Below are 25,045 nucleotides of genomic sequence, written 5' to 3'. Positions count from 1 at the left end.
TATGTAAAGGAAATAGAAACGAATTTAACTCATCATTTTGAAGTTTATCAGGTATTAAAATCGAATAAAAAATGAAACACTTAAAAATAATTTTTTCAGTCTTAGTAATGACAATTGCTTTTACGGCTTGCAATTCTAAAACTTCTAAAAATACTTCGGAAGCATTAGCAGTTTATCAATGTCCTATGCAATGCGAAGGCGCAAAAACCTATAGCGAAGCTGGTAGTTGTCCTGTTTGTAATATGGATTTGAAACCCGTAGAAAAAGCTTCAAAAGTATTGGAAACGAATGAAATTTCGGAAGCATCCATTTTCAATTTAACTTCTAAATGGAATACCGAAGAAGGTGAGGTGATTCAGCTTAAAGATCTAAAAGGAAAAACTTTAGTGATGGTCATGATTTATACTTCTTGTAAAGCTGCTTGTCCTCGTTTAGTAGCAGATATGCGAAATATAGAAGCGGAAATCCCAAAGGAAAATCTAAAGGATTTAAATTTTGTACTAATAAGTATCGATCCAGAAACTGATACACCAGAACGTTTAAAAGCTTTTGCTATTGAAAATCTTATGGATGATGAGCAATGGACTTTTTTACAAGGAACCGAAAGCGGTGTTCGTGAATTTGCGAATGTACTTGCTATGAAATACAAGCAGATTTCACCAATAGATTTTTCACATTCTAATATAATAAGTGTCTTTAATACTAAAGGCGAATTAATACACCAACAAGAAGGTTTAGGTGTAAATAATAAAGATACCGTAGATACCATTCTAGAACTTACACAGTAAAATATCCTACAAGGTTTAAAAAAAACTTACAGGTAAAAAACAGAACTAAAAATGAAAAGTATATTAACAATCCTATGTTTAGGAGTTGTAATGACTTCTTACGCACAAGAATTTGAAATTTCAACAGAATTAAGACCACGTTTTGAATATAGACATGGTTACAAAACCTTAATCGCAGATGATGCAGATGCTGCAACATTTATATCGCAGCGTACGCGATTAAATTTTGGTTATAAAAGCGAAAAATTACAGATGTATTTGGCAGTACAAAATGTTAGAGTTTGGGGAGATGTTGCAACATTATCTACTTCAGATGCCAATGGAACAGCAATACACGAAGCGTGGGCAAAATTATATTTAGATCCTAAATTGTCTTTGAAATTTGGACGACAAGAAATTGTTTATGATGACCATAGAATCTTTGGAAACGTTGGTTGGGCACAACAAGCCAGAAGTCATGATGCATTTGTTGCTACCTATACACCAAATGAAAATAATCAATTAGATATTGGAATCGCTTTTAATGAAAATGCGGAAACGTTGTTTGATACAGACTATACAGTAGATAATTACAAAGCTTTTCAATACGCTTGGTATCATACGAAATTGGACGCTGTTGATTTGAGTTTTTTAATACTGAATAACGGCTTAGCTTATGATGCAGATGACGAACAAAAAGTAGCTTATAACCAAACTTTGGGTACGCATATGAACTACAAGAAAAATAAGTTACAAGCTGATGCTTCTATGTATTATCAAACCGGAAAAATAGCAAACACAAGTTTGAATGCTTTTAACATTGCAGGAAATGTGTTTTATACAATTAACGAAAAATTTAAAACAGGATTAGGTGTCGAATACCTTTCTGGAGCAGATAGTAATAGTACCGAAAATAAAATAAAATCTTTTAATCCTTGGTTTGGTACCAACCATAAATTTAATGGTTTTATGGATTATTTTTATGTCGGAAACCATATAAATTCGGTAGGATTATTAGATGTTAATGCAACTATAGCATATCAAAAAGATAAGTTTTCAGCAAAATTAATTCCTCATGTTTTTTCTTCAGCAGCAACGGTTGTGGATGCTTCCGGAAAAGAAATGGATAATGTTTTAGGTACAGAACTCGATTTGGTTTTAGGTTATAAATGGACTAAAGATGTTAGTTTTCAAGCAGGATATTCACAGATGTTTGCTACAGAGACAATGGAAGTTTTAAAAGGTGGAAATACGGATAATACAAACAATTGGGCTTGGTTAATGATAACGGTTAAGCCGAGTTTATTTAAAACAACATTTAAAAAAGAGTAAGATACAGTTTCGTATTTATTTCTAAACTGCATTTTCTAGAGCTGTTAGGTTTTTATAATCTAACAGCTTTATGTTTTTAATTACTTCCAAAATACATCTTCCAGATTGTCTTCAAAAGATTCTGGTTGATGTATTTTTTCTATCTGAAGCATTTGTGCTTCCGTAGCAATTTTTTGTATTTCGGGAAATAAAACGCGTTCTTCAAATCGGATGTGTTGTTCTAAAGCTTCTTCTATTTTACTTAACGTTATGGCATGGTCTTCGGTTTCAGCAAACAAACCTTTTATATGCTTGTGATCTGCTAAAGCCTTTTTTATAAGTTCGTGCTTTTCTTCTAGAATAGTGAAAATATGTGCTTCTTCCATTTCAAAATGCGGAATCAAGTGTGTTTCAAAAAACCAATTAGCGTACGTTCTTATGCGTTCTGGGGCAATATTCTTGCTGAATCCAGATCTAATTTTCCAGGATAATAGTAATCCATGATGATGCTCTCTACTTAATGGTTGTAGTGCTTTATGACGTTTTTGTGGTTTGTGTTGCATCTTGTTTTGTTTTAATAATATGTAATAAAATAAAAAGAATTCCTAGTGGTAATAAAATACTAAATAGAAATAATAAAAGATAGTAATTGGTAAGAATTCCTTCTCCAAAGTAAAATTTACAACCTTGAATAAGTAATAGCATTTCGGTTAATAGGAAGCCTAAAAGAAAACTGTAAATCCCTATATATAACGATTTTGTAAATCGGACTAAGCGAGTGTTTAATATAAACGAAAATAAGAAACCACTAATAATACCAAGCATCATTAAATGAATAAATCCAATTATAAAGTTGCGATGTTCGAATACCACTAGTGAAAACTCAGGAATAAGAGTAAGTGCTTGTAAAAGTGTTTTTAGGCAAAAACATACGACACTAAAAAAATAGAGATAGAGTACTATTTTAGGCTTTGCGCTTACATGGTTCAACAGATTAGGCTTGATAATTTTTAAAAAGGTATAAAGGCTAGCAAGTTGTAAAAAGATACCAACTGCATTAATAAAAAGTAGTGTTTTATGTGGTGCAAACCATTGCACTGGTAAAGCAAAAGTTAAAATAGTAGAAGCAATTAATAGGCTGAAGAATACTCTAAAAAGTTTAGAGTCTTCAATCTGAAGTAAATGAAAAAACACAGCAATAACAGCAATTAAAAACCAACCGTTAAACTGAAAATGTAAAAAGAACTGAATGGCTATTTGGTAAAAAGCAGATGCTTGTCCGAGTATCGAAACCGCTGGTCCCAAACACCAAACACCAAGTGTAGAAAGCACCATAAATAGGAGCGAAGCCTTTAGTAGTTTGTTGGTTACTACCGATTCGGTTTTGTGGTTTTTCCAAATGAGATAAGCAAAATAGTAACTACAAAATATATGTAAGGTAGAAAAGGAAATGGAAACTGTAGCATACCCTTGAAAGGGAAAGCTGATCATCATGCCAATAACAGCAAATTCGGTCAGCCAAAATAAACGACTATAAATAGGTTTTTTATCTGGAATAAAATAATGTACAATAAGTGTAAACAACATGAGATAAACCCAACCTAACATGGCAACATGCGAATGTGCGTGTGTTAAAAAGCGATAATTTAAACCAATAGATTCGATAACCGAAAATCGTAGCGCTAACCCCATTAGAGCTGCAATGAAGAAGTTAATTAAACAAACAAGAATTAGTTTTTTTTGCATTATAATAAAAAATAATCTTTACGTAAAGGGGTATGTATTAATAAAAATCCCGGAACATGTTTAGGGAAATGTTCCAGGATTTTCTAAGTACTAAAGTTACAAATTATAAATTGCTATTAATCAAATTGTTGCTCTAGTTTTATTGCTTCCGGAAATAAAATATTATTTTCCAAATGTATGTGTAAATGCAAATCTTTTTCAAACTCATCCAGCATTGCAAAAGTTACTTTATAGGTGTTACAAGCATCTGCTGGTGGCGTATAATTATCGGTAAGTTCTGCTATTTCTCTAAAGCGTTCTCCTTCGGTATCGTGCTCATGCATCATCATGGCAATTGGATTTTCAACGGTTCCAAATTGTGGTGATTGTATTGCTACGTGATCTAGTTTTGCCTTCACCATTCTTTTTACAAAAGGGAAGAGGATGAGTTCTTCTTTTTTCATGTGTGCTGTTAATTCGTCAGCAGAAGCCGTAAATAATTCGTTTATTTTAAACAGTTCTGGGTGACGCTCGCCGTGTACACGACAAAGTTTATCTAAAAACTGACGTAAAACAGGGATTTTCTCTTCCACATATCTATGGTGTTTCTTTTCAATATATTCTGCTAGTAAATCTAAAGGCCAAGATTTGTAATCTATAGATTGATCCGTTTTCGAGTTTAAAACAGCCTCTAATTCTTCGGCTAACCTATTGCTATCTATTCCTTTTTTCTCGCAAGCTTCTTCAATCGTTCTGTTACCATTACAGCAGAAATCTATTTTGTATTTTGAAAAAACAGCAGCAGTTCTAAAGTCGTCTGCTACAAATTCACCTATTTGTTTCTGCGTATTTTTTTGTAATGTTTCCATAATGTGTTTGTTTTAATATTGGTAAAAATGTTAGCCTTTGATCTGCTTGATTTTTTATTTATTAAGAGCGTTAAGGCTTTTTTTATTTCGGATAATTTTATCCTATTTATATTCAAATTTTTTTTAGATCTTTAAAAAGGAAGCTCCAGATTTTATGCCTAATGCTAGTTCTTCTAAATTAGTAGTTTCTAACATGTGCTTTAATTCATCACGTATCACTTTGAATTTATCATGCATAGGACAGGGATGATTCTCATCGCATTTCTCTAAACCTAATCCGCAACCACTATAAATTTTGTCACCATCAATAGCTTCTACTATTTGAGTAAGTTTTATGGATGCAATAGTATCTTTATCAATAATAAAACCGCCATAAGCACCTTTTACAGATTTAATAAGATCATGTCTAACTAATGCTTGTAAAATTTTTGCCGTAAAAGCTTTAGGAGAGTTTATTTCTTCCGAAATTTCTTTAGGAGAAACTAGTTTCCCTTCAAACGAATTTTTCGCAATAAAAATAGATGCTCTTATTCCATACTCACAAGCTTTTGAAAACATATAATTCTTTTTTTTCTTTTACAAAGATAAACAATATTCTAATTAAGACATATTTATCCTAATTAATTATTTGTTAAAAAAATCGCTTGGCATTTTTACCAAGCGATTTCCTATTTTGTTACCTATATGTTAAAACTGTTCTATCAAGTAGTTTATTAAATCTGTAGTAGTAACAATTCCAATTAACTTGTCATTATCTACTACAGGTAATGCATGAAATTCTTTTTCTGCTAATATTTCTGCAACTTCTTTAATGGTTGTATTTGAAGTAATACTTGTTAAATTTTTTGCCATTACTTGTTCTATAGTAAACATATTATATACTACGGTATCCACATCATTTTCGTCTTCATCAATAGCATCGGCAAAACTAATTCGTAATAAATCGGTATAACTTAACATACCAATTATTTTCTCTCCGCTTACCACTGGAATATGACGAATATTATTTTTTTTGAATAATTTTTCAGCTACATCTAAATCATCGGTATGATTAAGTGTAATTACATCTCTTGTCATAATAGTCGAAACTGGTATTCTTTTTCTCATAATATCTTGGTTTTAAATTCTATACTAAAGATAGTTTAAAACGCAAAAAATAAATATGATAAAAGTCAGTTAAACCAATTGTTTTAAACGAAAATTAAATAATTTCCAAAGCAAAAGCTTCACAAGATTTTAGCGTGTCTTTTACATCTTCAAATGTAGTTCTTGGGTTTATTAAACACATGCGTAAAACCACTTGATTTTGTAAAACGGTAGTTACTAATAAAGCTTCTCTAGAGTCTACCACTCTTTTAGAAATTTCTTGATTGATAGCGTCTAACTGTTTTTCAGAATAATTTTTTCCTATGGGATTGTATCTAAAATTAATTACGGCAAGTGTAGCTGGAGATACTACTTCCCAATTTGCACTTTTTCGTAAATCGGCTTCTACCTCTTCGGCTAAATCAATAGAATAGGAAACCGCTTTTTTAAATGCGGAAAGTCCGAAGGTTTTCATCGACATATAAAACTTTAAAGCTCTAAAACGCCTTGTAAGTTGAATACCATGATCGTAAAAATTTATTTCCGATTGATTTCCTTCAATATCTCTTAAATACTCTGGTTTTTCGGTAAAAGTTTCACTTAGCCATTTGTGATTTCTAACTAATAAACAACCCATTTCATAAGGTTGGTATAACCATTTATGCGGATCTATTGCCACAGAATCCGCCTTTTCAATTCCTTTTAAAAGTTTGCTTCCTTTTTTGGATAAAATAGCAGCTCCACCATAGGCACCATCAATATGAAACCAAAGTTTTTCGGTCTTACATATTTTAGCAATTTCGTTTAAAGGATCTACAGTTCCTGTATTTGTTGTTCCAGCGGAAGCGATAATACAAAACGGTTGTAAGCCTTCTAATCGATCTTTGGCAATGGCATTTTTAAGTTTATTAATGGCCATTTTAAATTCGATATCGGTAGGGATAATTCGTATTTGTTCTTTTTTAAATCCTAAAACACGAATTGCTTTTATATTAGAAGAGTGTGCTTGATCGGAAAGATAAATAATAGCTTTCGAAAAATCGTCGCCACAACGTTGTCTTCTTGCGGTAACTAAAGCGGTTAGATTTGCCATAGAGCCACCACTGGTGAAAATTCCACCACCTTTTGTAGTCGGAAATTTAAATAGTTTTAATAACCAGTTCATAGTTACAATTTCTAATTCTGCAGCAGCAGGAGAAGCAGCCCAACCTCCAGAAAATATATTGAAACCTGTAGCTAACGTATCTGCCATAACACTAACAAAATTGCTTGGTCCTGGAACAAAAGAATAAGATTTTGGATGGGTAACAATACTACTATTTGGTAATACTTTTGCAGTAACAAAGTCTAATACTTCTTTATAATTGGTAGGTTCTTCAGGAGCTTCCGTTTTAAAAAGCAAATCCATTTCTTCTCTAGAAGCTAGTGAAACTGGTTTTTTAGAATTTTCGGTATCAAAATGTTCAACAATAGTATCAATTACTTGATAACCATATTGTTTCATTTCTTCTTTACTTAATTGCAGTTTATGCGAATTGTCCATGAAGGGCATTTTTGTATTGTTATATGAATAGGAAGTACGCTTTATAAAAAGCCACTAATTTAGTGACAATCTATTGCACTAGATGCAATATCAACTATTGGAGCAGGAGAGAGGTACGGAATACCTAAACCTAAACCACGAAGAATAAATAATAATCCTATAATTACTACAAAAATAGGAATCCCTTTTTGAATACGTTGCTTCATTTTGGTATTTAAAAATTTACCTAAATAAATAGCAGAAGTCATTAATGGGATGGTACCTAAACCAAACAACGCCATATATAAACTTCCTTGCCATGCGCTTTGCATTGCTAATGAAGCAAAAACAGCCATATATACTAGTCCGCAAGGTAAAAATCCATTTAAAAAACCAATAGTTAAAAAGGTATCTGCAGTTTTCTTTTTTAAAGCTTTACCTAAAGAAGATTTTACTTTGGAAATGATTTTATAAATAGGTTTTGAGAAGTTGTATTTGTTAAATATTCTTGAGGGAATCACCACAACAACTATCATCAGAATCCCTAAAAAAATAGATAGTTGTTGCTGGATTCCAAAGATATAAAGACTTTTACCAACCAAGCCGAAGAATAAACCAATTAGCGAATATGCTAACAATCGACCAAAATGATACGTGAATATTTGTATTACTTTTTTTGTAGAATTAGTTCTGTCTACTGGTAGCATAAATGCAATAGGACCACACATACCAACGCAATGGAAACTTCCTAGTAATCCGAAAATGAGTGCAGACCAAAGCATACTTTGCTGTTTTAGTAAATAATCTCTTTTTTGTAGAGATAGTTTTTTCCGTTATATTGCCAATCTACTTTAATGTTCCAACGACCATCTAACAAACGTTTGTCAGGTATGAGCAAATTGTGGTTTGATAGTGAAATCGGAATTTCAAAATCAAATTGTTTATTAGATGGTCTATATAGGAACACTTTTCCTGTAATATTTTCTTTTTGAAGGTTTTCTGGGAATATAATAATAACACCTTCTGCTGTTTTTTTCCAGCTTAGGTTTTCTGCTAAATCTTGCGCATTTGTTTCTTTATTAATATCATCTTGAAACTGTAATTCTTGTTTATAGTAATCTTCGGTTACTAAATCATGGTCATATTTACTATCTGTCATCATGGTGATAATAAAATACATGATGAAGCTTATAAATGCTACAAAAGCGATTACGATTCCTGTTCCCCAATTTATTTTCATTGCAAATTTATTTTTTTATTCCCTCGAAGGAGGGAATCTCTTTTTAATTATAACTGCGTGGCCCTAAAAAGTTCACAGTAGTGGTTTCAATCATCTCATCGCCACTATATACCTCAATCATAAGTTTGTTTTTGTCTCCTTTCAATTTATTTTTATCTATTTCAATAAATAAGGTTCCTTCTGCCAAACCTTGTGCAGGAACTTCAAAATTAGCAGCAGTGGAAACCATTTTTATTTCCCCTTCTTGTTTTCTAAGTTTGAATTTTATGTTTTCAATATCCTTCGTTGTTTTATTTACAAGTTTAAAGGTGAAAACGTTACTTATTATATTTTCTCCTTTATGCTCAAATAATTGCCCTGGAAGTCTTAAAACAGTAGCTTCAACGTCATTTCTTAAAAGCAACATTCCGCATAACATACCAGTAAGAATAGTAAGAACAGCAATATATCCTTTCATTCTTGCAGTAATTTTGAATTTTTCTTTCTTTTCTATTTCATCTTCTGAAGCAAATCGTATTAATCCTTTTGGAAGGTTGATACTTTCCATAATATGATCACATTCATCAATACAAGCAGTACAGTTTACACATTCTAATTGTGTACCATTTCTGATATCGATTCCTGTAGGACAAACATTTACACATTGTAAACAATCGATACAGTCTCCATGACCAAGTGCTTCTCTGTCTTCGTTTTTTCTAAATTTTTTTCGTCCGTTTTCTCCTTCACCACGTTTATGATCATAAGCAACTACAATAGATTTATTATCTAATAATACACTTTGTAATCTACCATACGGACAAGCTATAATACATACTTGTTCTCTAAACCAAGCGAAAACAAAATAGAAGACAGCAGTAAAAATAATAAGCGGAAAAAGTGTACCTAAATGGTCTAACGGATTGCCAGTTATATATTTTATTAGTTTATCACTTCCTATTAAATAGGCTAAAAAAACATTAGCAATTACAAAGGAGATTAATAAAAAGATAAACCATTTTAAAGCTCGTTTTCTAATCTTTTCGGCATTCCATTCTTGTTTGTCTAGTTTGCGTTGTTTGTTTCTATCGCCATCAATCCAATATTCAATACGTCTAAAAACCATTTCCATAAAAATAGTTTGCGGACAAATCCAACCACAAAAAACACGTCCAAAACTTACCGTAAACAAAGCGATAAATACAATACCAATTAGCATAGACATTACAAATAAGTAAAAGTCTTGTGGCCAAAATGGTAAACCAAAAATGTTGAAACGACGTTCTAGAATATTAAACAATAAAAACTGGTTGCCATTTATTTTAATAAAAGGAGCAGCAATAAGAAAAATAAGTAAACCGTAGCTAACTATTTTTCGCTTGTTATAATATTTACCACTAGGTTTTTTGGGGTATACCCAAGCACGACCACCTTCTTCATTAATGGTACCAATGGTGTCTCTAAAAGATTCGTTTTGTGGTGTTTCCAAAATCTATTTTATTTAGACCTATCCGGTTTTAAAAAACGGATAGGTCTTGTTCAAAATGTTCTATTCTTTTGTAGTGCCTTCCCAAACATCGCCTTCTGCAGGTTTTGGTTCGGCAGGTGTGGTTCCTTGAAATTGCAGTACATAACTTGCTACTTGCGCAATTTCAGCTGGTTTTAAACTCTGTTTCCATGAAATCATTCCTTTTCCATCACGTCCACCTTCCGAAATTGTTTTAAACACATTTTTAATTCCTCCACCTAAAATCCAATGTTTATCTGTTAGGTTAGGTCCAATTCCACCACCACCATCAGCTTTATGACAAGCAACACAGTTTTCGGTAAATGTTTTTTTACCATTATTTAAATCGGAAGCATCCGTTAACAATTCTACAGTATTAAAATCAACTAAATCCTTCGCTGTTTTTTTGTATTCTTCAATATCAATTTTTGCTTGTGCGTATTCTGCTTCTAGTTCCATATACTGGTTTTCACCATTAAATATTTCGAATCTGGCAAAATATACAATTGCGAATACTATAGAAATATAAAAACTGTAAATCCACCAAGGCGGAAGATCATTATCTAGCTCTTTAATACCATCGTAATTATGATCTAGAATAATTTCGTGCTCTTCTTGAATTGGTTTAGCACCTAGTAATTTGGTGTAGGTTTTGTTTACCCAAGTAACCAGTTTGGATGTTTTTACTTGTGATGCATCATATCTAGCTTTTCCTTCTTCGTCTAAACTTTGATATAGAATATTAGCCATAGAACCTACAATAGCTTCTGTAGCAATTAATATTAGTAAAACGAGTAGTAAGAATACCATAATAATTGGTTTCTCTATAAATGCTGGCTTTGTACCAGAATCGACAAAGTACTCTACAATGCCTAAAATGATAAAAAATAGGACTGGTATCTTAAGCCAAGACGGAAATAAATTTCTCATAATTCGGATTGGTTTTGGTTATCTAATTCTAATGGTATATTACTTACACTTTCTATATATTCTTTTTTTGCTGTAAATACCCATAAAAATAGGACTACAAAAAAACCGAAGAATATAAGTAAGGATATAATTGGATATATTTCTATTCCAGAAATACTGTCCATATAATTTTTTACAAACTTTAACATAATTCTAGTTTTGAGTGGTTTCTAAATCTTTCACTTTTATATCGGTACCTAAGCGTTGTAAGTAAGCAATTAGTGCTACTATCTCACGATTACGCATTTCTATAAATTCTGCACCTCCAGCTGCTTTATCTGCTTCGTATGTTTCTGCGAAATCAGGATCTGCATATAGATTTTTTTCAATTTGAATACCTTGATCTAACATGGCTTGTTGTGCATTTGCAATTTCATCATCACTATATGGTACACCTAAAGTTACCATAGCTTCCATTTTTTTCTCAGTAAGTGATTTGTCAAGTTCATCTCTAATAATCCATTTATAAGATGGCATGATAGAACCTGATGACGTACTTTGTGGATCATACATGTGGTTTAAGTGCCAGTTGTCTGAATATTTCCCTCCAATACGATGTAAATCTGGTCCAGTACGTTTAGATCCCCAAAGGAATGGATGATCATAAACATATTCCCCTGCTTTCGAGTATTCTCCGTAACGTTCTACTTCACTTCTAAAAGGACGAATCATTTGTGAGTGACATCCAACACAACCTTCACGAATGTAAATATCACGACCTTCTAATTCTAAAGGTGTGTATGGTTTTACGCTTGCAATAGTTGGTATATTGGATTTTACCATGATAGTTGGTACAATTTGTACAATACCACCAATTAAAATAGCAATGGTTGCTCCAATAGTTAATTTAATAGGCTTACGCTCTAACCAAGTGTGCCATCCTTCGCCAGCAGTACGTTTTTTAGAAACATGCTGTAATGCAGGAGCTTCGGCTAATTCGTCTTCTACTTTACTACCTTGTCTTATTGTAATATAAACGTTATATACAAGAATTAACATTCCTACAATATAAAGCGTTCCACCAACAGCACGCATATAGTACATTGGCATAATTTCAGTAACAGTTTCTAAGAAGTTACCATACATTAAGGTACCATCTGGATTAAACTGTTTCCACATACTTGCTTGTGTAAATCCAGCAACGTAAAGCGGTAAAGCATAAAATATAATACCTAAAGTACCAATCCAGAAATGCAAGTTAGCAAGTCCGAGAGAGTATAACTTCGTTTTAAATAATCTTGGTACTAAGTAATAAATCATACCAAAGGCTAAGAAACCATTCCAAGCTAAAGCACCAACGTGAACATGCGCAATAATCCAATCGGTAAAGTGACCAATTGCATTTACATTTTTAAGGGAAAGTAAAGGTCCTTCAAAAGTTGCCATACCATAACCGGTAAGTGCAACAACCATAAATTTTAAAACAGGATCTGTACGTACTTTATCCCAAGCACCACGAAGTGTTAGTAGTCCGTTTATCATTCCTCCCCAAGAAGGCATTAATAACATTACAGAAAATGCTACACCAAGATTTTGTGCCCATTCTGGTAAAGCAGTATATAGTAAATGGTGAGGTCCAGCCCAGATATAAATAAAGATTAAAGACCAAAAGTGAATGATAGAAAGTCTATATGAATATACAGGTCTGTTTGCAGCTTTAGGTACAAAATAGTACATCAATCCTAAGAAAGGTGTTGTTAAAAAGAATGCTACGGCGTTATGTCCGTACCACCATTGTACCAGTGCATCTTGAACTCCTGCGTATACCGAATAACTTTTCATAGCACTAACAGGTAGCTCTAAACTATTAAAGATATGTAATACAGCAACGGTTACAAAAGTGGCTATGTAAAACCAAATAGCAACATATAAGTGACGTTGTCTTCTTTTAATCATGGTACCAATTAAATTGATCCCGAAGGCAACCCAAATAAGCGCAATAGCAATATCAAAAGGCCATTCTAATTCTGCATATTCTTTAGAGGTAGTATACCCTAAAGGTAATGTGATAGCAGCACCAACAATAATGGCTTGCCATCCCCAAAAATTAATTTTACTTAATAGATCACTGTACATTCTCGCTTTAAGAAGACGTTGTGAAGAGTAATACACACCTGCAAAAATAGCATTACCAACAAAGGCAAAGATTACAGCGTTGGTATGTAATGGTCTTAAACGACCAAAGCTTAACCAGGAAATGCCTTCTGTGTAATTGGGAAAAATGAAAAGGAAAGCTAGCATTAAGCCGACTGCCATACCTACAACTCCCCAGAGAATAGTAGCGTAAAGGAAATTTTTAACGATTTTGTTATCGTAATAGAATTGTTCTTTTTCCATAATAAATAATTAATTAGTCTTTTTAGTTTTTATAGTTGGTTTTGGTTTCTCTTTAACAAGTTCGTCTTCAAAAAGCATTCTAACGGAAGGGGTATAGCTATCATCAAATTGACCACTTTTTACGGCATAAATAAAAGCTGCAAAAAAACCGATTGCAACTATAATGCTGATAGTCAATAAAATATAAATAACACTCATACCTATTAGAAGTTATGGTTCAAAATTACATGTAAACCGTTTTGTAAAACATGATTTTTATCATGTTTAGTTATTTGTATTCATTCTAATTTCTTGCCAATTTTCTTCCTAAAATATTTGTAGCAATGGTTGTAAACACTACGATACTAATAGAACTCAAAGGCATTAAAATGGCGGCAACTACAGGAGCTAATTGTCCGGTTACTGCAAAGTACAAACCTATTACGTTATATACAAATGAAAGTACAAAACTCCATTTAATAATTTGTATAGCACTTTTTGATACTTTGATATATTTGTATAGTTGATTGAATTTAGAAGCATCTAAAATAGCATCACAAGCTGGAGAGAAGACGTTTACGTTTTCCGACAATGCAATACCAACATTACTCTGCGCCAAAGCACCAGCATCATTTAAACCATCTCCAATCATGAGCACTTTTGCACCTTCGGTTTGATGGTATTTGATGTATTCTAATTTGTCATCTGGTTTCTGATTGAAAATTAACTTCGTTTTACTTGGAAGTATTTTTTTTAAATTTTCCAATTCTCCTTCATTATCACCAGAAAGGATTACCAAATCGTAATGTTTTTTTAGTTTATTGAAGAGTTTTGACAACCCTTTTCTATAGCTATTATAAAAAGTATATTTTCCTTTATAAATATTGTTAGTACTAATATGAACCGCTGTATTTAAAACGGAAGCTTCTGAAGAACCCACAAAACTTGCAGAACCAATTTTTATGTTTTCGTTATTATGGGAAGCTTCAATACCTTTACCTAAATGCTCTTCAAAATGATTTAAAGTAATGATATTGTTTTCGTCTAAAATATCATACAATGTTCTACTTAGTGGATGATTAGAACCTCGAAGCGTATTTTTTAGTAAGATGCCTTCGGAAGTAGAAAGCGTTTCCCCTTCATAAGTTGCCGTACTTTGTTTGTTGGAAGTAATCGTTCCTGTTTTGTCAAAAATAATCGTGTTTATAGCAGCTAACTGTTCTATAACCGAAGCATTTTTAACATAGAATTTTTGCTTTCCAAAGATGCGAAGTAAATTTCCGAAGGTAAAAGGAGCAGAGAGCGCAATGGCACACGGACACGCAATAATAAGTACAGCAGTAAAAACATTCATGGCTTTCGATGCATCTACAAACAGCCAAAAAGTAGTTGCTAGTATTGAAATACTTAGTACAGCGATGGTAAAACGTTTACTAATTCTATTAGTTAGCGTGGTAAATCCGTCTTCCTTATTTTTACTGAATACATCATTACTCCATAATTGCGTGAGGTAACTTTGTTCTACCGATTTCAAGGCTTCCATTTCTATCACTCCAGCGGTTTGTTTTCCTCCTGCAAATAGCTTGTCACCAGAATTTTTACTAACGTTTTCCGATTCTCCAGTTACAAAGCTATAATCAATTCGTGCTTTTCCGTTAATGAGAATACCATCTACAGGTATTAACTCTTCGTTTCTAATCAGTAATCGGTCTCCTTTTTTAATTTCGTAAACTTGAATTGGAGTTTCGCCTTCTTCCGAAGAAATTTTAGTTATTGCAATTGGGAAATACGATTTATAATCCCGCTCAAACGAAAGGAAGGAATATGTTTTTTGCTGAAAGAATTTTCCGAGTAATAAAAAGAAAACCAAACCCGTTAAACTATCGAAGAAACCGGATCCTAAATCGAAAATGATTTCTATAGTACTTCGAATAAATAAAACCGAAATACCTAAAGCTATTGGTACATCTATATTTAAAAGTTTAGCACGTAAACCTTTGAATGCCGAAACAAAATAATCTTGTGCTGCATAAAAAACGACAGGAAGTGAAAAGGCAAACATGAGCCAACGAAACAAGTGCTTGTATTGTTCTAACCAGAATTCACCAACTTCAAAATACTCTGGAAAAGAAAGAAACATCACATTACCAAATGCAAAACCTGCAATTCCTAATTTGTAAATTAGTGTTCTGTTAATATGTTCTTTTCCGGTTTTAAAATCGTCTAAAGAAATATAAGGTTCATAACCAATACTACTTAAAAGTATCACAATTTCTTTAAGCGATGTTTTTTCGGTATCGTAAGTAACACGAACGGTTTTCTTACCAAAATTAACTTGTGAGGTGGATATCCCTGGATTTAATTTATTTCCATTTTCTAGAATCCAAATACAAGAACTACAATGAATATGCGGAATGTAAAGGGTAACTATTTGTGTGTTACCATCATTAAATTCGGTTAATTTTTCAATAATATTTTCTTGCGAAAGGAAATCGTATTTACCTTGAATTTCCTTCGGAATTGCTCCAGGAGAAGATTGTAAATCGTAGTAACAAGTTAAATCGTTTTCTGAGAAAATTTCATAAACGGTTTTACAACCATTACAACAAAACGACTTTTCGTTAAATTGAATAATTGTATCACAATCATCACCACAATGAAAACAAGTAGACTTGTCCATATTTTTTTTGCTCATTTATACCTGTAACAAAAGTCACTAAACATGTGCTAATATACTATGATATTTGTCATGTTTTAATTAATTTCGCCAAACATTAAAAGTCCATATGAGTAATTGTAACCAGTGTATAGTAAAACAATTTAATGCTTTAAAAACCTTATCCAAAGACGAATTGGTACGAGTTTCTAATTGTAAAACGTCTAGAACAATTAAGAAAGGAGAAACTATTTTTGAGGAAGGAGAAATGATAAATGGCATTTACTGTATTAAAGATGGCGTTTGTAAATTATCTAAACTAAGTCCTAACGGAAGAGCGCAAATTGTAAAACTGGTTGTAAAAGGCGATTTATTAGGCCAACGTTCTTTAATTGGTAAAGAATCTGCAAATTTAAGTGCCATTGCACTTAACGATATGGAAGTTTGTTTTATTCCTAAAAGAGAAATTGTCGATGATTTAAGTAAGAATCCGGAGTTTTGTCATTCTATGTTAGAGCAAATGGCAAACGATTTAAGAGAGTCGGATAATATTATAGTCAATATGGCTCAAAAATCTGTTAGAAATAGAATAGCAGATATTCTTATTTATATGTTTGAAAACTTTGGAGAAAATGAAGAAGGCTTTTTGGCTATCCATTTTTCAAGAGAAGACTATGCTAATTTGGTTGGTACAGCTACAGAGTCTGCAATACGAATTATGTCTCAATTTAAAAAAGAAGGATTAATTTCTACATCTGGTAAATGGATTAAAATTGAAAATCTTCAAAAATTAAAATCTATAGAGTAATTTTATTATAGATTTAATATTCTTCCATTAAAAAAGCAGTATTTTTATGCTGCAATGAAAAAAGAAAATATACACAGAAAAGGCTTTGTATTTAAAACATACGAAGCACCTTCACAATCCCCTTTCGAGAAGCTTTTTGATATATTTAAAGAGTTAATTACACATACTTCTGGAGATTTTGACGAAGCTATAAGTTGGCTTCGCGAATTAGATAAAGAGTATGAGTTAACTACTGCCGAATATACCATAGACGACTTTATTGAAGACCTGAAAGATAAAGGGTATATACGTGAAGAAATTAAACCAGATGGTAAAAAAGGGAATGCTATTACAGCAAAAACCGAACGTGCTATTAGGCAATCTGCATTAGATCAAATCTTTGGAAATATTAAACGTAGTGGTTCTGGAAATCATAAAAGTAAAGGTGCCGGAATAGGAGATGAGCATACTGGCGATTTTAGAAATTACCAGTTTGGCGATAGCTTAGATAAAGTGTCTATGACCGAAAGTTTGCGTAACGCACAAATTAATCACGGTATTGGCGATTTTAATCTCACCGAAGACGATTTGGTGGTGGAAGAGACCACGCATAAATCGCAAATGAGTACCGTGTTAATGATCGATGTTAGCCACTCTATGATTCTGTATGGCGAAGATAGAATTACTCCTGCCAAAAAAGTAGCAATGGCTTTAGCCGAATTAATTACCACACGCTATCCAAAAGATACCTTAGATATTTTAGTTTTTGGTAACGATGCTTGGCCTATTAAAATTAAAGATTTACCCTATTTAAATGTTGGTCCATACCATACCAATACGGTTGCAGGATTAAAGTTAGCAATGGATTTATTACGAAGAAAACGAAATACCAACAAGCAGATTTTTATGATAACCGATGGAAAACCGAGTTGCTTGAAAATGCCTGACGGAACGTATTATAAAGACAGCAACGGATTGAATCCGTACATCACGAATAAATGTTATGCACAAGCGCAACAAGCTAGAAAATTACATATTCCTATTACCACTTTTATGATTGCGCAAGATCCGTATTTAATGCAATTTGTAGAAGAGTTTACGCATGCCAATCAAGGGAAAGCATTTTATACCGGTTTGAAAGGTTTAGGGGAAATGATTTTTGAAGATTACGAAACCAATAGGAAGAAAAGAATTAAAGGCTAATTAACGAACTGTTAAATAAGAAGTAACTCTCCTCTTATTTTAAGAGGAGAATGAATTTTGAGTTTCATTAAAGAAAATCAAAAGAAAGAGGAGTTAAAAAAGAATAAAAAAAATATGGAAATAAAAGATATAAATACTTTAGGCGAATTAAAAAACGCTGGATATAAAAGCAGATCGATTAAAGACGAATTAAGAGATAATTTAATTGAAAAAATAAAGAATAAAACAACTGTTTTTGAAGGAGTACATGGTTATGAAAATACCGTGATTCCGGAATTAGAACGTGCTATTTTATCCAGACATAATATTAACTTTTTAGGATTACGCGGACAAGCAAAAACACGTTTAGCACGTTTAATGCTGAATTTGTTAGACGAATATATTCCTGTGGTGGAAGGTTCTGAAATTAATGACGATCCGTTGCAACCAATTTCTCGTTATGCTAAAGAATTGATTAAAGAAAAAGGGGATAGCACTCCAATTACTTGGATGCATAGAAGCGAACGTTTTGCTGAAAAATTAGCGACTCCAGATGTAACTGTTGCAGATATTATTGGTGATGTAGATCCAATAAAAGCAGCGAATTTAAAGTTGAGTTATGCTGATGATCGCGTGATTCATTACGGAATGATACCAAGAGCAAACCGTTGTATTTTTGTGATTAATGAATTACCAGATTTACAAGCAAGAATTCAAGTGGCTTTATTTAATATTTTACAAGAAGGCGATATTCAAATTAGAGGATTCAAATTGCGTTTGCCTTTAGATATGCAGTTTATATTTACTGCAAACCCGGAAGATTATACCAACAGAGGAAGTATTGTAACTCCTTTAAAAGATAGAATTGGTTCGCAAATATTAACGCATTATCCAACAGATATTGAAACTGCAAAAACCATTACACAGCAAGAAGCAAAATCGGATGCAAGACAAAAAGAAAGCATTCACGTACCAGAATTAGCAAAAGACTTGTTAGAACAAATTGTATTTGAAGCACGTGAAAGTGATTTTATTGACGAAAAGAGTGGTGTAAGTGCACGATTAAGTATTACTGCTTTTGAGAATTTATTAAGTACGGCAGAATTGCGTTCGCTAAAATCAGGAGATGAAACTACAACCGTAAGATTATCCGACTTTTTAGGGATCATTCCAGCAATTACTGGTAAAGTGGAATTGGTATATGAAGGAGAACAGGAAGGAGCTGCACAAGTGGCTTATAATTTAATTGGTGAAGCAGTAAAAAGTTTGTTCCCAGAATTTTTTCCAGAGATTGAAAAACTAAGAAAACAAGAGGATGAAAGTCCGTATGACGCTATTATTTCGTGGTTTTTTAATAATTCGGAAGGATTTGAATTACTAGATAGCCTAAGAGATAAAGAATATAATAATTTACTGGACGCTGTTTCTCCTTTAGATGATTTGTTAGCAGAACACCAACCAAAATTATCGAAACAAGAAAGTTATTTTGTAAAAGAATTTGTGCTTTGGGCTTTGGTAGAGTACAAGCAATTAAGTAAACATAGGTTTACTGAAGGGATTCAATTTAAAGATCCTTACGGAAGTTTTCTAAGTGGTATTTAATTCAAAAACCTTTAAAACATTAGCTTTTAAAGGTTTTTGAAACTGTCATTCCCGTGAAAATGGGAGTCTAAATAATATTGTTTACCAAGTATCCCGAGATTTAATATTAGCATCGCAGCGTTTTATAATCTCTGCGATTCTTTTTTGTTTTGTAGCTTCACGTTTGGCGCTATGTAACCAATACAAGTAATGTTTTTTATAAGAAGGAGCGAAGTTGTTATAGTTTTCCAATGCTTTAGGATTTTTGTTAAAAGCAATTTGTAGTGCTTCCGGAATGATTCCTTTCTCCACAGCATCTAAAGCGGTCCAGCTCCCATTTTTCTTTCCTGTTTTTATAATTTCTAATCCTTTGGGATGCATTAAATCTTCCGCAAGTAAATCTTTAATATGCCTTTTGTTTAAAGCACTCCAAACACTTTTTGGATTTCGTTTGCAAAAATATTGTCTTCGTTTTCCGTCTCCTAAACTTTTCACAGTACTATCAATCCAACCATAGCATAAAGCAACTCTAACCGCTTCTTCCCAACGCATGCTTTCGTTTTTATGGTCCACTTTGTAAAAGATAAGATAGATGCCATTATCACTATCGTGATTAATGTGTAGCCATTCGCGCCATTCGTTATCGGATTTAAAATATAGTTCTGCTAATTCCATTACCATTAAAGTTTGCTTGATTTTACATAAAAATCCTCGTCTATTTGAATGTCTTTATTTTTAATCGCTGTTTTTTTCCATTCGTTATTTGGAAAAATCCACTGTTCTTTATCATCAATGGTTACTTGAATTGGCATATCAAAATCTGCAACAATATTCGTCCATCTATATTTTAGTTGGTTGTTTTTAATTTCATATTCTAAGGTAGGAATTCTAGTATCTCTTAAATATTGATTAAAAAATGCAGTTAAATCTATTCCAGATTGGGCACTAATATAATTCTCGACTTGTTGTGTAGTAACGGTTTGGTGGTAAAATGTTTTGTTTAATCCACGAAGAATTTGTCGCCATTTTTCATCGTCTTCAATTAGCTGACGAAGCGTGTGTAACATGTTTCCACCTTTACTGTACATATCACTAGAACCTTCGTTGTTTACATTGTATTCTCCAATAATTGGTTTGTCATTTCTAATTCCTTTACGGGTTCCTATAACATATTTTGCAGAAGATTCTTTGCCATAATGATAATCTAAAAATAGATTTTCAGAATAATTAGTAAAACTTTCATGAATCCACATGTCTGCAATATCTATATAGGTAATATTATTGGCAAACCATTCATGTCCAGCTTCGTGAATGATAATAAAATCGAATTTTAATCCTTCGCCTGTACCTGAAACATCTCTGCCTAAATATCCTTTTTTATACTGGTTTCCGTAGGTTACAGAACTTTGATGCTCCATACCTAAATAAGGTACTTCCACTAACTTAAAGCTATCTTCGTAAAAAGGGTAAGGACCAAACCAATGTTCAAAAGCTTTCATCATTTTTGGAGCGTCTTTAAAATGCTCTTTCGCTTTTTCTAAGTTATCGCGTAGTACGTAATAATTCATGTCTAAATCGCCATTTTCACCTTTATATACTTCCGAAAAATGCACATAATCTCCAATGTTTACATTTACTCCGTAATTATTAATCGGGTTTGCAACATGCCAATTGGTAGTAATGGTTTCATCGTTATTCTTGACAATACTTTTTAATCTTCCATTAGATACATTCATTAAGTCTTTTGGAATGGTGACGCTAATATCCATACTATCCACCTCGTCATACATATGGTCTTTATTTGGCCACCAAACGCTAGCTCCTAATCCTTGGCAAGAAGTAGCTACAAAGTGTTTTCCATTATTGTCTTTTTTCCAAGAAAAACCGCCATCCCAAGGAGCACGAACAGCTTCTTTAGGTGTCCCTTCATAAAAGACATCGATGCTATTTACATCGCCAATATTTTGTGGTTTTGTTAAAGTTACAAAGTGTGCATTTCCAACATGTTCTATTTCTAGTTCATTGTTGTCTTGTGTTACTTTGGTGATTTTTAAAGGCGTTTGTAAATCTACTTGTAGGATGTTGTTTTCTTTTAAAACAGTATACTGAATGGTGTTTTTTCCACCAATAGTTTTATCGTCTGGATTTACTTTAATATCTAAATGGTAATAGGTTAAATCCCACCATTCACGTTCAGGAGTGATGCTTCCTCTTAAAGTATCTTGTTTTGTGAAATTATTTTTAGATTGAAATAAGCCATCTTTTTTTTGAGATAAACAAGAAGTAGCTATAAAACAAGTGATTATAAGGAATAGATTTTTCATGAATTTAATTTTGCTCTAAAATAAGGAAAATAAAAAAGCCGTTTCATTTCTGAAACGACTTTTTAAATTCTAATTAAACTTAAAGTTAGAAGCAGTATTTATTCTCTGCTTTTACTTTTTCAGCAATCTCGATACGTAAATCTACGATGTCTGGATAGTTCGCGTATTTTGTAAAACGTTTAAGTCCCATTAGCATCATACGTTGTTCGTCTCCTTCAGCAAAAGAAATAATACTTTCTTTTCCTTTTTCTTCCACGATATCTACAGCGTGATATAAATATAATTTCGCCATAGCGATTTGAGCAGATTGCTCTTTTTCGCTAGTACGTTTCACATTTTTCTCTGTTCTTAAAATTGCAGATTCTGCCATATAGATTTCAATTAAGATATCTGCAGCTGCAATTAATAATTGTTGGTGATCTTCTAATTGAGGACCATATTTTTGAACCGCTCCACCAGCAACCATTAAGAAAGTCTTTTTCAACTTCTTAATCATTTCTTTTTCTTCTGAAAATAACTCTGAGTAATCTGGAGTTTCAAAAGAAGGTATTCCCATTAATTCTTCTTGTACTTTAGAAGCAGGACCTAATAAGTCTACATGACCTTTCATTGCCTTTTTAACTAACATACCAACAGCTAACATTCTGTTAATTTCGTTAGTACCTTCGTAAATACGTGCAATTCTAGCATCTCTCCAAGCCGACTCCATTGGAGTTTCTTCAGAGAATCCCATTCCGCCAAAAATTTGGATACCTTCATCTGCACAATTTTGTACATCTTCCGATACAGCAACTTTTAAGATAGAACATTCAATAGCATATTCTTCAACACCTTTAAGTTCTGCTTCTTGATGTGTATTTCCAGCAGCCTCACGCATTGCGATTCTGTCTTCAATATTTTTAGCAGCTCTATAGGTTGCAGATTCACCAGCATAAGCACTAGCAGCCATTTCTGCTAATTTGGTTTTAATAGCACCAAAGTCTGAAATTCTTGTTTTGAATTGTTTACGTTCGTTCGCATAATTTACAGCGATAGATAGTACTCTACGTTGTGAATCTAAACAAGCCGCAGCTAATTTAATACGTCCGACGTTAAGTGCGTTCATTGCGATTTTAAATCCTTCGCCACGACCAGCTAACATATTTTCAACAGGAACTACAGTATCATTAAAAAATACTTGACGTGTAGAAGACGCACGAATACCTAATTTATGTTCTTCTTCACCTAAAGTGATTCCGTTTGGCGTATCGCCATTATATTCTACGATGAAACCCGTAATATTTTTATCTCCTTCAATACGAGCAAAAACGATCATCACACTACAGAAACCTGCGTTTGAGATCCACATTTTTTGTCCGTTAATTTTATACGATTTCCCATCTGCAGAAAGTTCCGCTGTTGTTTTACCCGAATTTGCATCCGATCCAGCACCAGGCTCTGTTAGGCAATATGCTCCAAACCACTCACCAGAAGCTAATTTTGGCACGTATTTTTGTTTTTGTGCTTCGGTTCCATATAAGGTAATTGGCATGGTACCAATTCCTGTATGTGCACCAAAAGCAGTACTAAAAGAACCCGTTCCACTTGAAATATAATCACAAGTTAAAACAGTAGAAACAAATCCCATTCCCATTCCGCCAAAAGCTTCAGGAACAGCTACACTTAAAAAGCCCATTTCTCCAGCTTTACGCATCACTTCTTCTGTTAATGCATAATCTTTAGCTTCAAAACGTGCTTTATGAGGAATGATTTCACGATCATTAAATTCCATTACGGATTCTTTCATCATTGTTTGCTCTTCTGAAAAATCTTCAGGAGTAAACACATCTTCGCATTTTGTTTCTTTTACTAAGAATTGACCACCTCTTAAGATGTCTTTTTCAGTTGTTTCCATATTTTTTTATTAGATTTTAAGATTTCTAGAACCAAGAATCAAGACAGCTTAAGTCCGGATTTGAATCTTGAAATCATTTTTTGTATTTGTCTTATTTTTTTAAGTCTTTCCTCTTTATTCTATGCTCTCTTTTCTTTTCTTAATTAAGAAATTCAAAAATTCCACAAGCACCTTGACCGGTACCAACGCACATAGTAACTGCACCATATTTACCTTTCATGTCACGCTTACGCATTTCATCAAAAAGTTGTACCGATAGTTTTGCTCCTGTACATCCTAATGGATGCCCCAATGCAATAGCACCACCGTTTACGTTAATAATGTCTGGATTAAGACCTAATTCTCTAATTACTGCTAAAGATTGCGAAGCAAAAGCTTCATTTAACTCAATTAAAGATAAATCGTCTTGTTTTAATCCTGCTTGTTTTAATGCTTTCGGAATTGCTTTTACCGGTCCGATACCCATAATACGAGGTTCCACACCTGCAGCAGCATAGTTTACCATTCTTGCAATTGGCTCTAAACCTAGTTCTTTCACCATGTCTTCACTCATTACCATTACAAAAGCAGCACCATCACTCATTTGTGACGAGTTACCAGCGGTAACACTTCCTCCAGCAGCAAATACGGCTCTAAGTTTTGCTAAAGCTTCTTTACTAGTTCCTGCACGAGGTCCTTCATCTTTAGTTACGGTGTACGATTTTGTAGCTTTCTTTCCGTTAGCATCAATGTAGGTTTGTTCTACTTCAATAGGAACAATTTGATCTTGAAAACGATTTTCAGCTTGCGCTTTTAATGCCTTCATATGCGAATGGTATGCAAATTCATCTTGGTCTTCACGAGATACTTTAAACTGTTTTGCAACCGCTTCGGCAGTATTTCCCATTCCCCAATAATAATCTTCATGACCAGATTTTACGATATCGTAATTCAATTCTGGTTTAAAACCTGTCATTGGTACGCTACTCATACTTTCTGCACCACCAGCAATAATACAATCTGCCATTCCGGCTTGTATTTTTGCAGTTGCCATACCAATAGTTTCTACTCCAGAAGAGCAAAAACGGTTGACAGTTACTCCAGGAACATCTACGATATCTAATCCCATTAAAGAGATTAAACGTGCCATATTTAATCCTTGAGAACCTTCAGGCATTGCGTTACCAACAATAACATCGTCAATACGCTTTGGGTCTAAACCTGGCAATTCCTTCATCATATACTTGATGGTTTCTGCTGCCAATTCATCTGTTCTTTTAAAACGGAACACGCCTTTTGGTGCTTTACCAACTGCGGTTCTATATGCTTTTACTATATATGCTGTTTTCAT

23 protein-coding genes are annotated in these 25,045 nt (G+C 33.1%); 5 read left to right on the top strand and 18 right to left on the bottom strand.

The window, feature by feature from the left end; genetic code table 11:
- Nucleotides 1–71: 71 nt before the first annotated feature.
- Nucleotides 72–788: an SCO family protein gene (locus AMD28_RS01520; RefSeq protein ID WP_055442393.1), complete on the top strand. Its 717-nt coding sequence runs from the start codon at nucleotides 72–74 to the stop codon at nucleotides 786–788.
- Nucleotides 789–839: 51 nt separating this feature from the next.
- Nucleotides 840–2,099 carry an alginate export family protein gene (locus AMD28_RS01515; RefSeq protein ID WP_055442392.1) on the top strand — a complete coding sequence of 420 codons (1,260 nt, stop codon included), beginning with the start codon at nucleotides 840–842 and terminating at the stop codon, nucleotides 2,097–2,099.
- An 80-nt stretch (nucleotides 2,100–2,179) separates the two neighbouring features.
- On the opposite strand, the gene AMD28_RS01510 is transcribed toward AMD28_RS01515, so the two are convergent.
- From AMD28_RS01510 to AMD28_RS01445, 14 genes are all read right to left on the bottom strand, one after another.
- Complete coding sequence (locus AMD28_RS01510) at nucleotides 2,180–2,641, bottom strand: hemerythrin domain-containing protein (protein WP_055442391.1); 462 nt, start codon at nucleotides 2,639–2,641, stop codon at nucleotides 2,180–2,182.
- Nucleotides 2,613–3,824 carry a hypothetical protein gene (locus AMD28_RS01505; protein ID WP_055442390.1) on the bottom strand — a complete coding sequence of 404 codons (1,212 nt, stop codon included), beginning with the start codon at nucleotides 3,822–3,824 and terminating at the stop codon, nucleotides 2,613–2,615. The genes AMD28_RS01510 and AMD28_RS01505 overlap by 29 nt, the downstream gene beginning before the upstream one ends.
- A 116-nt stretch (nucleotides 3,825–3,940) precedes the next feature.
- The gene (gene ric, locus AMD28_RS01500; protein WP_055442389.1) at nucleotides 3,941–4,672 is read right to left on the bottom strand and encodes an iron-sulfur cluster repair di-iron protein; all 732 of its coding nucleotides are present in this window, start codon (nucleotides 4,670–4,672) and stop codon (nucleotides 3,941–3,943) included.
- A 123-nt stretch (nucleotides 4,673–4,795) separates the two neighbouring features.
- Nucleotides 4,796–5,230: an RrF2 family transcriptional regulator gene (locus AMD28_RS01495; protein ID WP_055442388.1), complete on the bottom strand. Its 435-nt coding sequence runs from the start codon at nucleotides 5,228–5,230 to the stop codon at nucleotides 4,796–4,798.
- 129 nt (nucleotides 5,231–5,359) lie between these two features.
- Nucleotides 5,360–5,779 (bottom strand): CBS domain-containing protein, encoded by a 420-nt coding sequence (locus tag AMD28_RS01490; RefSeq protein ID WP_055442387.1) that lies wholly within the window; start codon nucleotides 5,777–5,779, stop codon nucleotides 5,360–5,362.
- A gap of 94 nt (nucleotides 5,780–5,873) precedes the next feature.
- Nucleotides 5,874–7,301, bottom strand: a complete 1,428-nt coding sequence (locus tag AMD28_RS01485) for a pyridoxal phosphate-dependent decarboxylase family protein (RefSeq protein ID WP_055442386.1) — start codon at nucleotides 7,299–7,301, stop codon at nucleotides 5,874–5,876.
- 59 nt (nucleotides 7,302–7,360) lie between these two features.
- Entirely contained in the window at nucleotides 7,361–8,062 is a 702-nt protein-coding gene (locus AMD28_RS01480; protein ID WP_055442385.1) for a sulfite exporter TauE/SafE family protein, read from the bottom strand.
- Nucleotides 8,063–8,073: 11 nt separating this feature from the next.
- Nucleotides 8,074–8,520, bottom strand: a complete 447-nt coding sequence (locus AMD28_RS01475) for a FixH family protein (protein WP_055442384.1) — start codon at nucleotides 8,518–8,520, stop codon at nucleotides 8,074–8,076.
- A 43-nt stretch (nucleotides 8,521–8,563) separates the two neighbouring features.
- Nucleotides 8,564–9,988 (bottom strand): cytochrome c oxidase accessory protein CcoG, encoded by a 1,425-nt coding sequence (gene ccoG / locus AMD28_RS01470; RefSeq protein ID WP_055442383.1) that lies wholly within the window; start codon nucleotides 9,986–9,988, stop codon nucleotides 8,564–8,566.
- 60 nt (nucleotides 9,989–10,048) lie between these two features.
- Nucleotides 10,049–10,936, bottom strand: coding sequence for a cbb3-type cytochrome c oxidase N-terminal domain-containing protein (locus AMD28_RS01465; protein ID WP_055442382.1), 888 nt, complete (start codon nucleotides 10,934–10,936; stop codon nucleotides 10,049–10,051).
- Nucleotides 10,933–11,124, bottom strand: a complete 192-nt coding sequence (locus AMD28_RS01460; RefSeq protein WP_055442381.1) for a cytochrome c oxidase subunit IV — start codon at nucleotides 11,122–11,124, stop codon at nucleotides 10,933–10,935. The genes AMD28_RS01465 and AMD28_RS01460 overlap by 4 nt, the downstream gene beginning before the upstream one ends.
- A gap of 4 nt (nucleotides 11,125–11,128) precedes the next feature.
- Complete coding sequence (ccoN, locus tag AMD28_RS01455; protein WP_055442380.1) at nucleotides 11,129–13,312, bottom strand: cytochrome-c oxidase, cbb3-type subunit I; 2,184 nt, start codon at nucleotides 13,310–13,312, stop codon at nucleotides 11,129–11,131.
- Nucleotides 13,313–13,321: 9 nt separating this feature from the next.
- Entirely contained in the window at nucleotides 13,322–13,510 is a 189-nt protein-coding gene (gene ccoS, locus AMD28_RS01450) for a cbb3-type cytochrome oxidase assembly protein CcoS (RefSeq protein WP_055442379.1), read from the bottom strand.
- 85 nt (nucleotides 13,511–13,595) lie between these two features.
- Nucleotides 13,596–15,971: a heavy metal translocating P-type ATPase gene (locus AMD28_RS01445; RefSeq protein WP_055442511.1), complete on the bottom strand. Its 2,376-nt coding sequence runs from the start codon at nucleotides 15,969–15,971 to the stop codon at nucleotides 13,596–13,598.
- A gap of 106 nt (nucleotides 15,972–16,077) precedes the next feature.
- Here AMD28_RS01445 and AMD28_RS01440 point away from each other — a divergent pair, with 106 nt between their 5' ends.
- The 3 genes from AMD28_RS01440 to AMD28_RS01430 all read left to right on the top strand — a co-directional run bounded on the left by AMD28_RS01440 (nucleotide 16,078) and on the right by AMD28_RS01430 (nucleotide 19,518).
- Nucleotides 16,078–16,755, top strand: a complete 678-nt coding sequence (locus AMD28_RS01440; protein WP_055442378.1) for a Crp/Fnr family transcriptional regulator — start codon at nucleotides 16,078–16,080, stop codon at nucleotides 16,753–16,755.
- 54 nt (nucleotides 16,756–16,809) lie between these two features.
- Nucleotides 16,810–17,937 (top strand): vWA domain-containing protein, encoded by a 1,128-nt coding sequence (locus tag AMD28_RS01435; protein ID WP_055442377.1) that lies wholly within the window; start codon nucleotides 16,810–16,812, stop codon nucleotides 17,935–17,937.
- A 114-nt stretch (nucleotides 17,938–18,051) separates the two neighbouring features.
- A complete protein-coding gene (locus tag AMD28_RS01430) occupies nucleotides 18,052–19,518 on the top strand; it encodes a sigma 54-interacting transcriptional regulator (protein WP_055442510.1) in 1,467 nt (488 codons plus the stop codon).
- A gap of 81 nt (nucleotides 19,519–19,599) precedes the next feature.
- On the opposite strand, the gene AMD28_RS01425 is transcribed toward AMD28_RS01430, so the two are convergent.
- The 4 genes from AMD28_RS01425 to AMD28_RS01410 all read right to left on the bottom strand — a co-directional run bounded on the left by AMD28_RS01425 (nucleotide 19,600) and on the right by AMD28_RS01410 (nucleotide 25,045).
- Nucleotides 19,600–20,172 carry a YdeI/OmpD-associated family protein gene (locus AMD28_RS01425; RefSeq protein ID WP_055442509.1) on the bottom strand — a complete coding sequence of 191 codons (573 nt, stop codon included), beginning with the start codon at nucleotides 20,170–20,172 and terminating at the stop codon, nucleotides 19,600–19,602.
- Nucleotides 20,173–20,177: 5 nt separating this feature from the next.
- Nucleotides 20,178–21,821, bottom strand: a complete 1,644-nt coding sequence (locus tag AMD28_RS01420; protein ID WP_055442376.1) for a M1 family metallopeptidase — start codon at nucleotides 21,819–21,821, stop codon at nucleotides 20,178–20,180.
- 85 nt (nucleotides 21,822–21,906) lie between these two features.
- Entirely contained in the window at nucleotides 21,907–23,715 is a 1,809-nt protein-coding gene (locus AMD28_RS01415) for an acyl-CoA dehydrogenase family protein (protein WP_055442375.1), read from the bottom strand.
- Nucleotides 23,716–23,854: 139 nt separating this feature from the next.
- Nucleotides 23,855–25,045 carry an acetyl-CoA C-acyltransferase gene (locus tag AMD28_RS01410; RefSeq protein ID WP_055442374.1) on the bottom strand — a complete coding sequence of 397 codons (1,191 nt, stop codon included), beginning with the start codon at nucleotides 25,043–25,045 and terminating at the stop codon, nucleotides 23,855–23,857.

Source organism: Lacinutrix himadriensis (assembly GCF_001418105.1).
Taxonomy (GTDB): domain Bacteria; phylum Bacteroidota; class Bacteroidia; order Flavobacteriales; family Flavobacteriaceae; genus Oceanihabitans; species Oceanihabitans himadriense.
The sequence above is the reverse complement of the archived record's forward strand: the minus strand, read 5'-3'. Positions and strand labels throughout refer to the sequence as shown.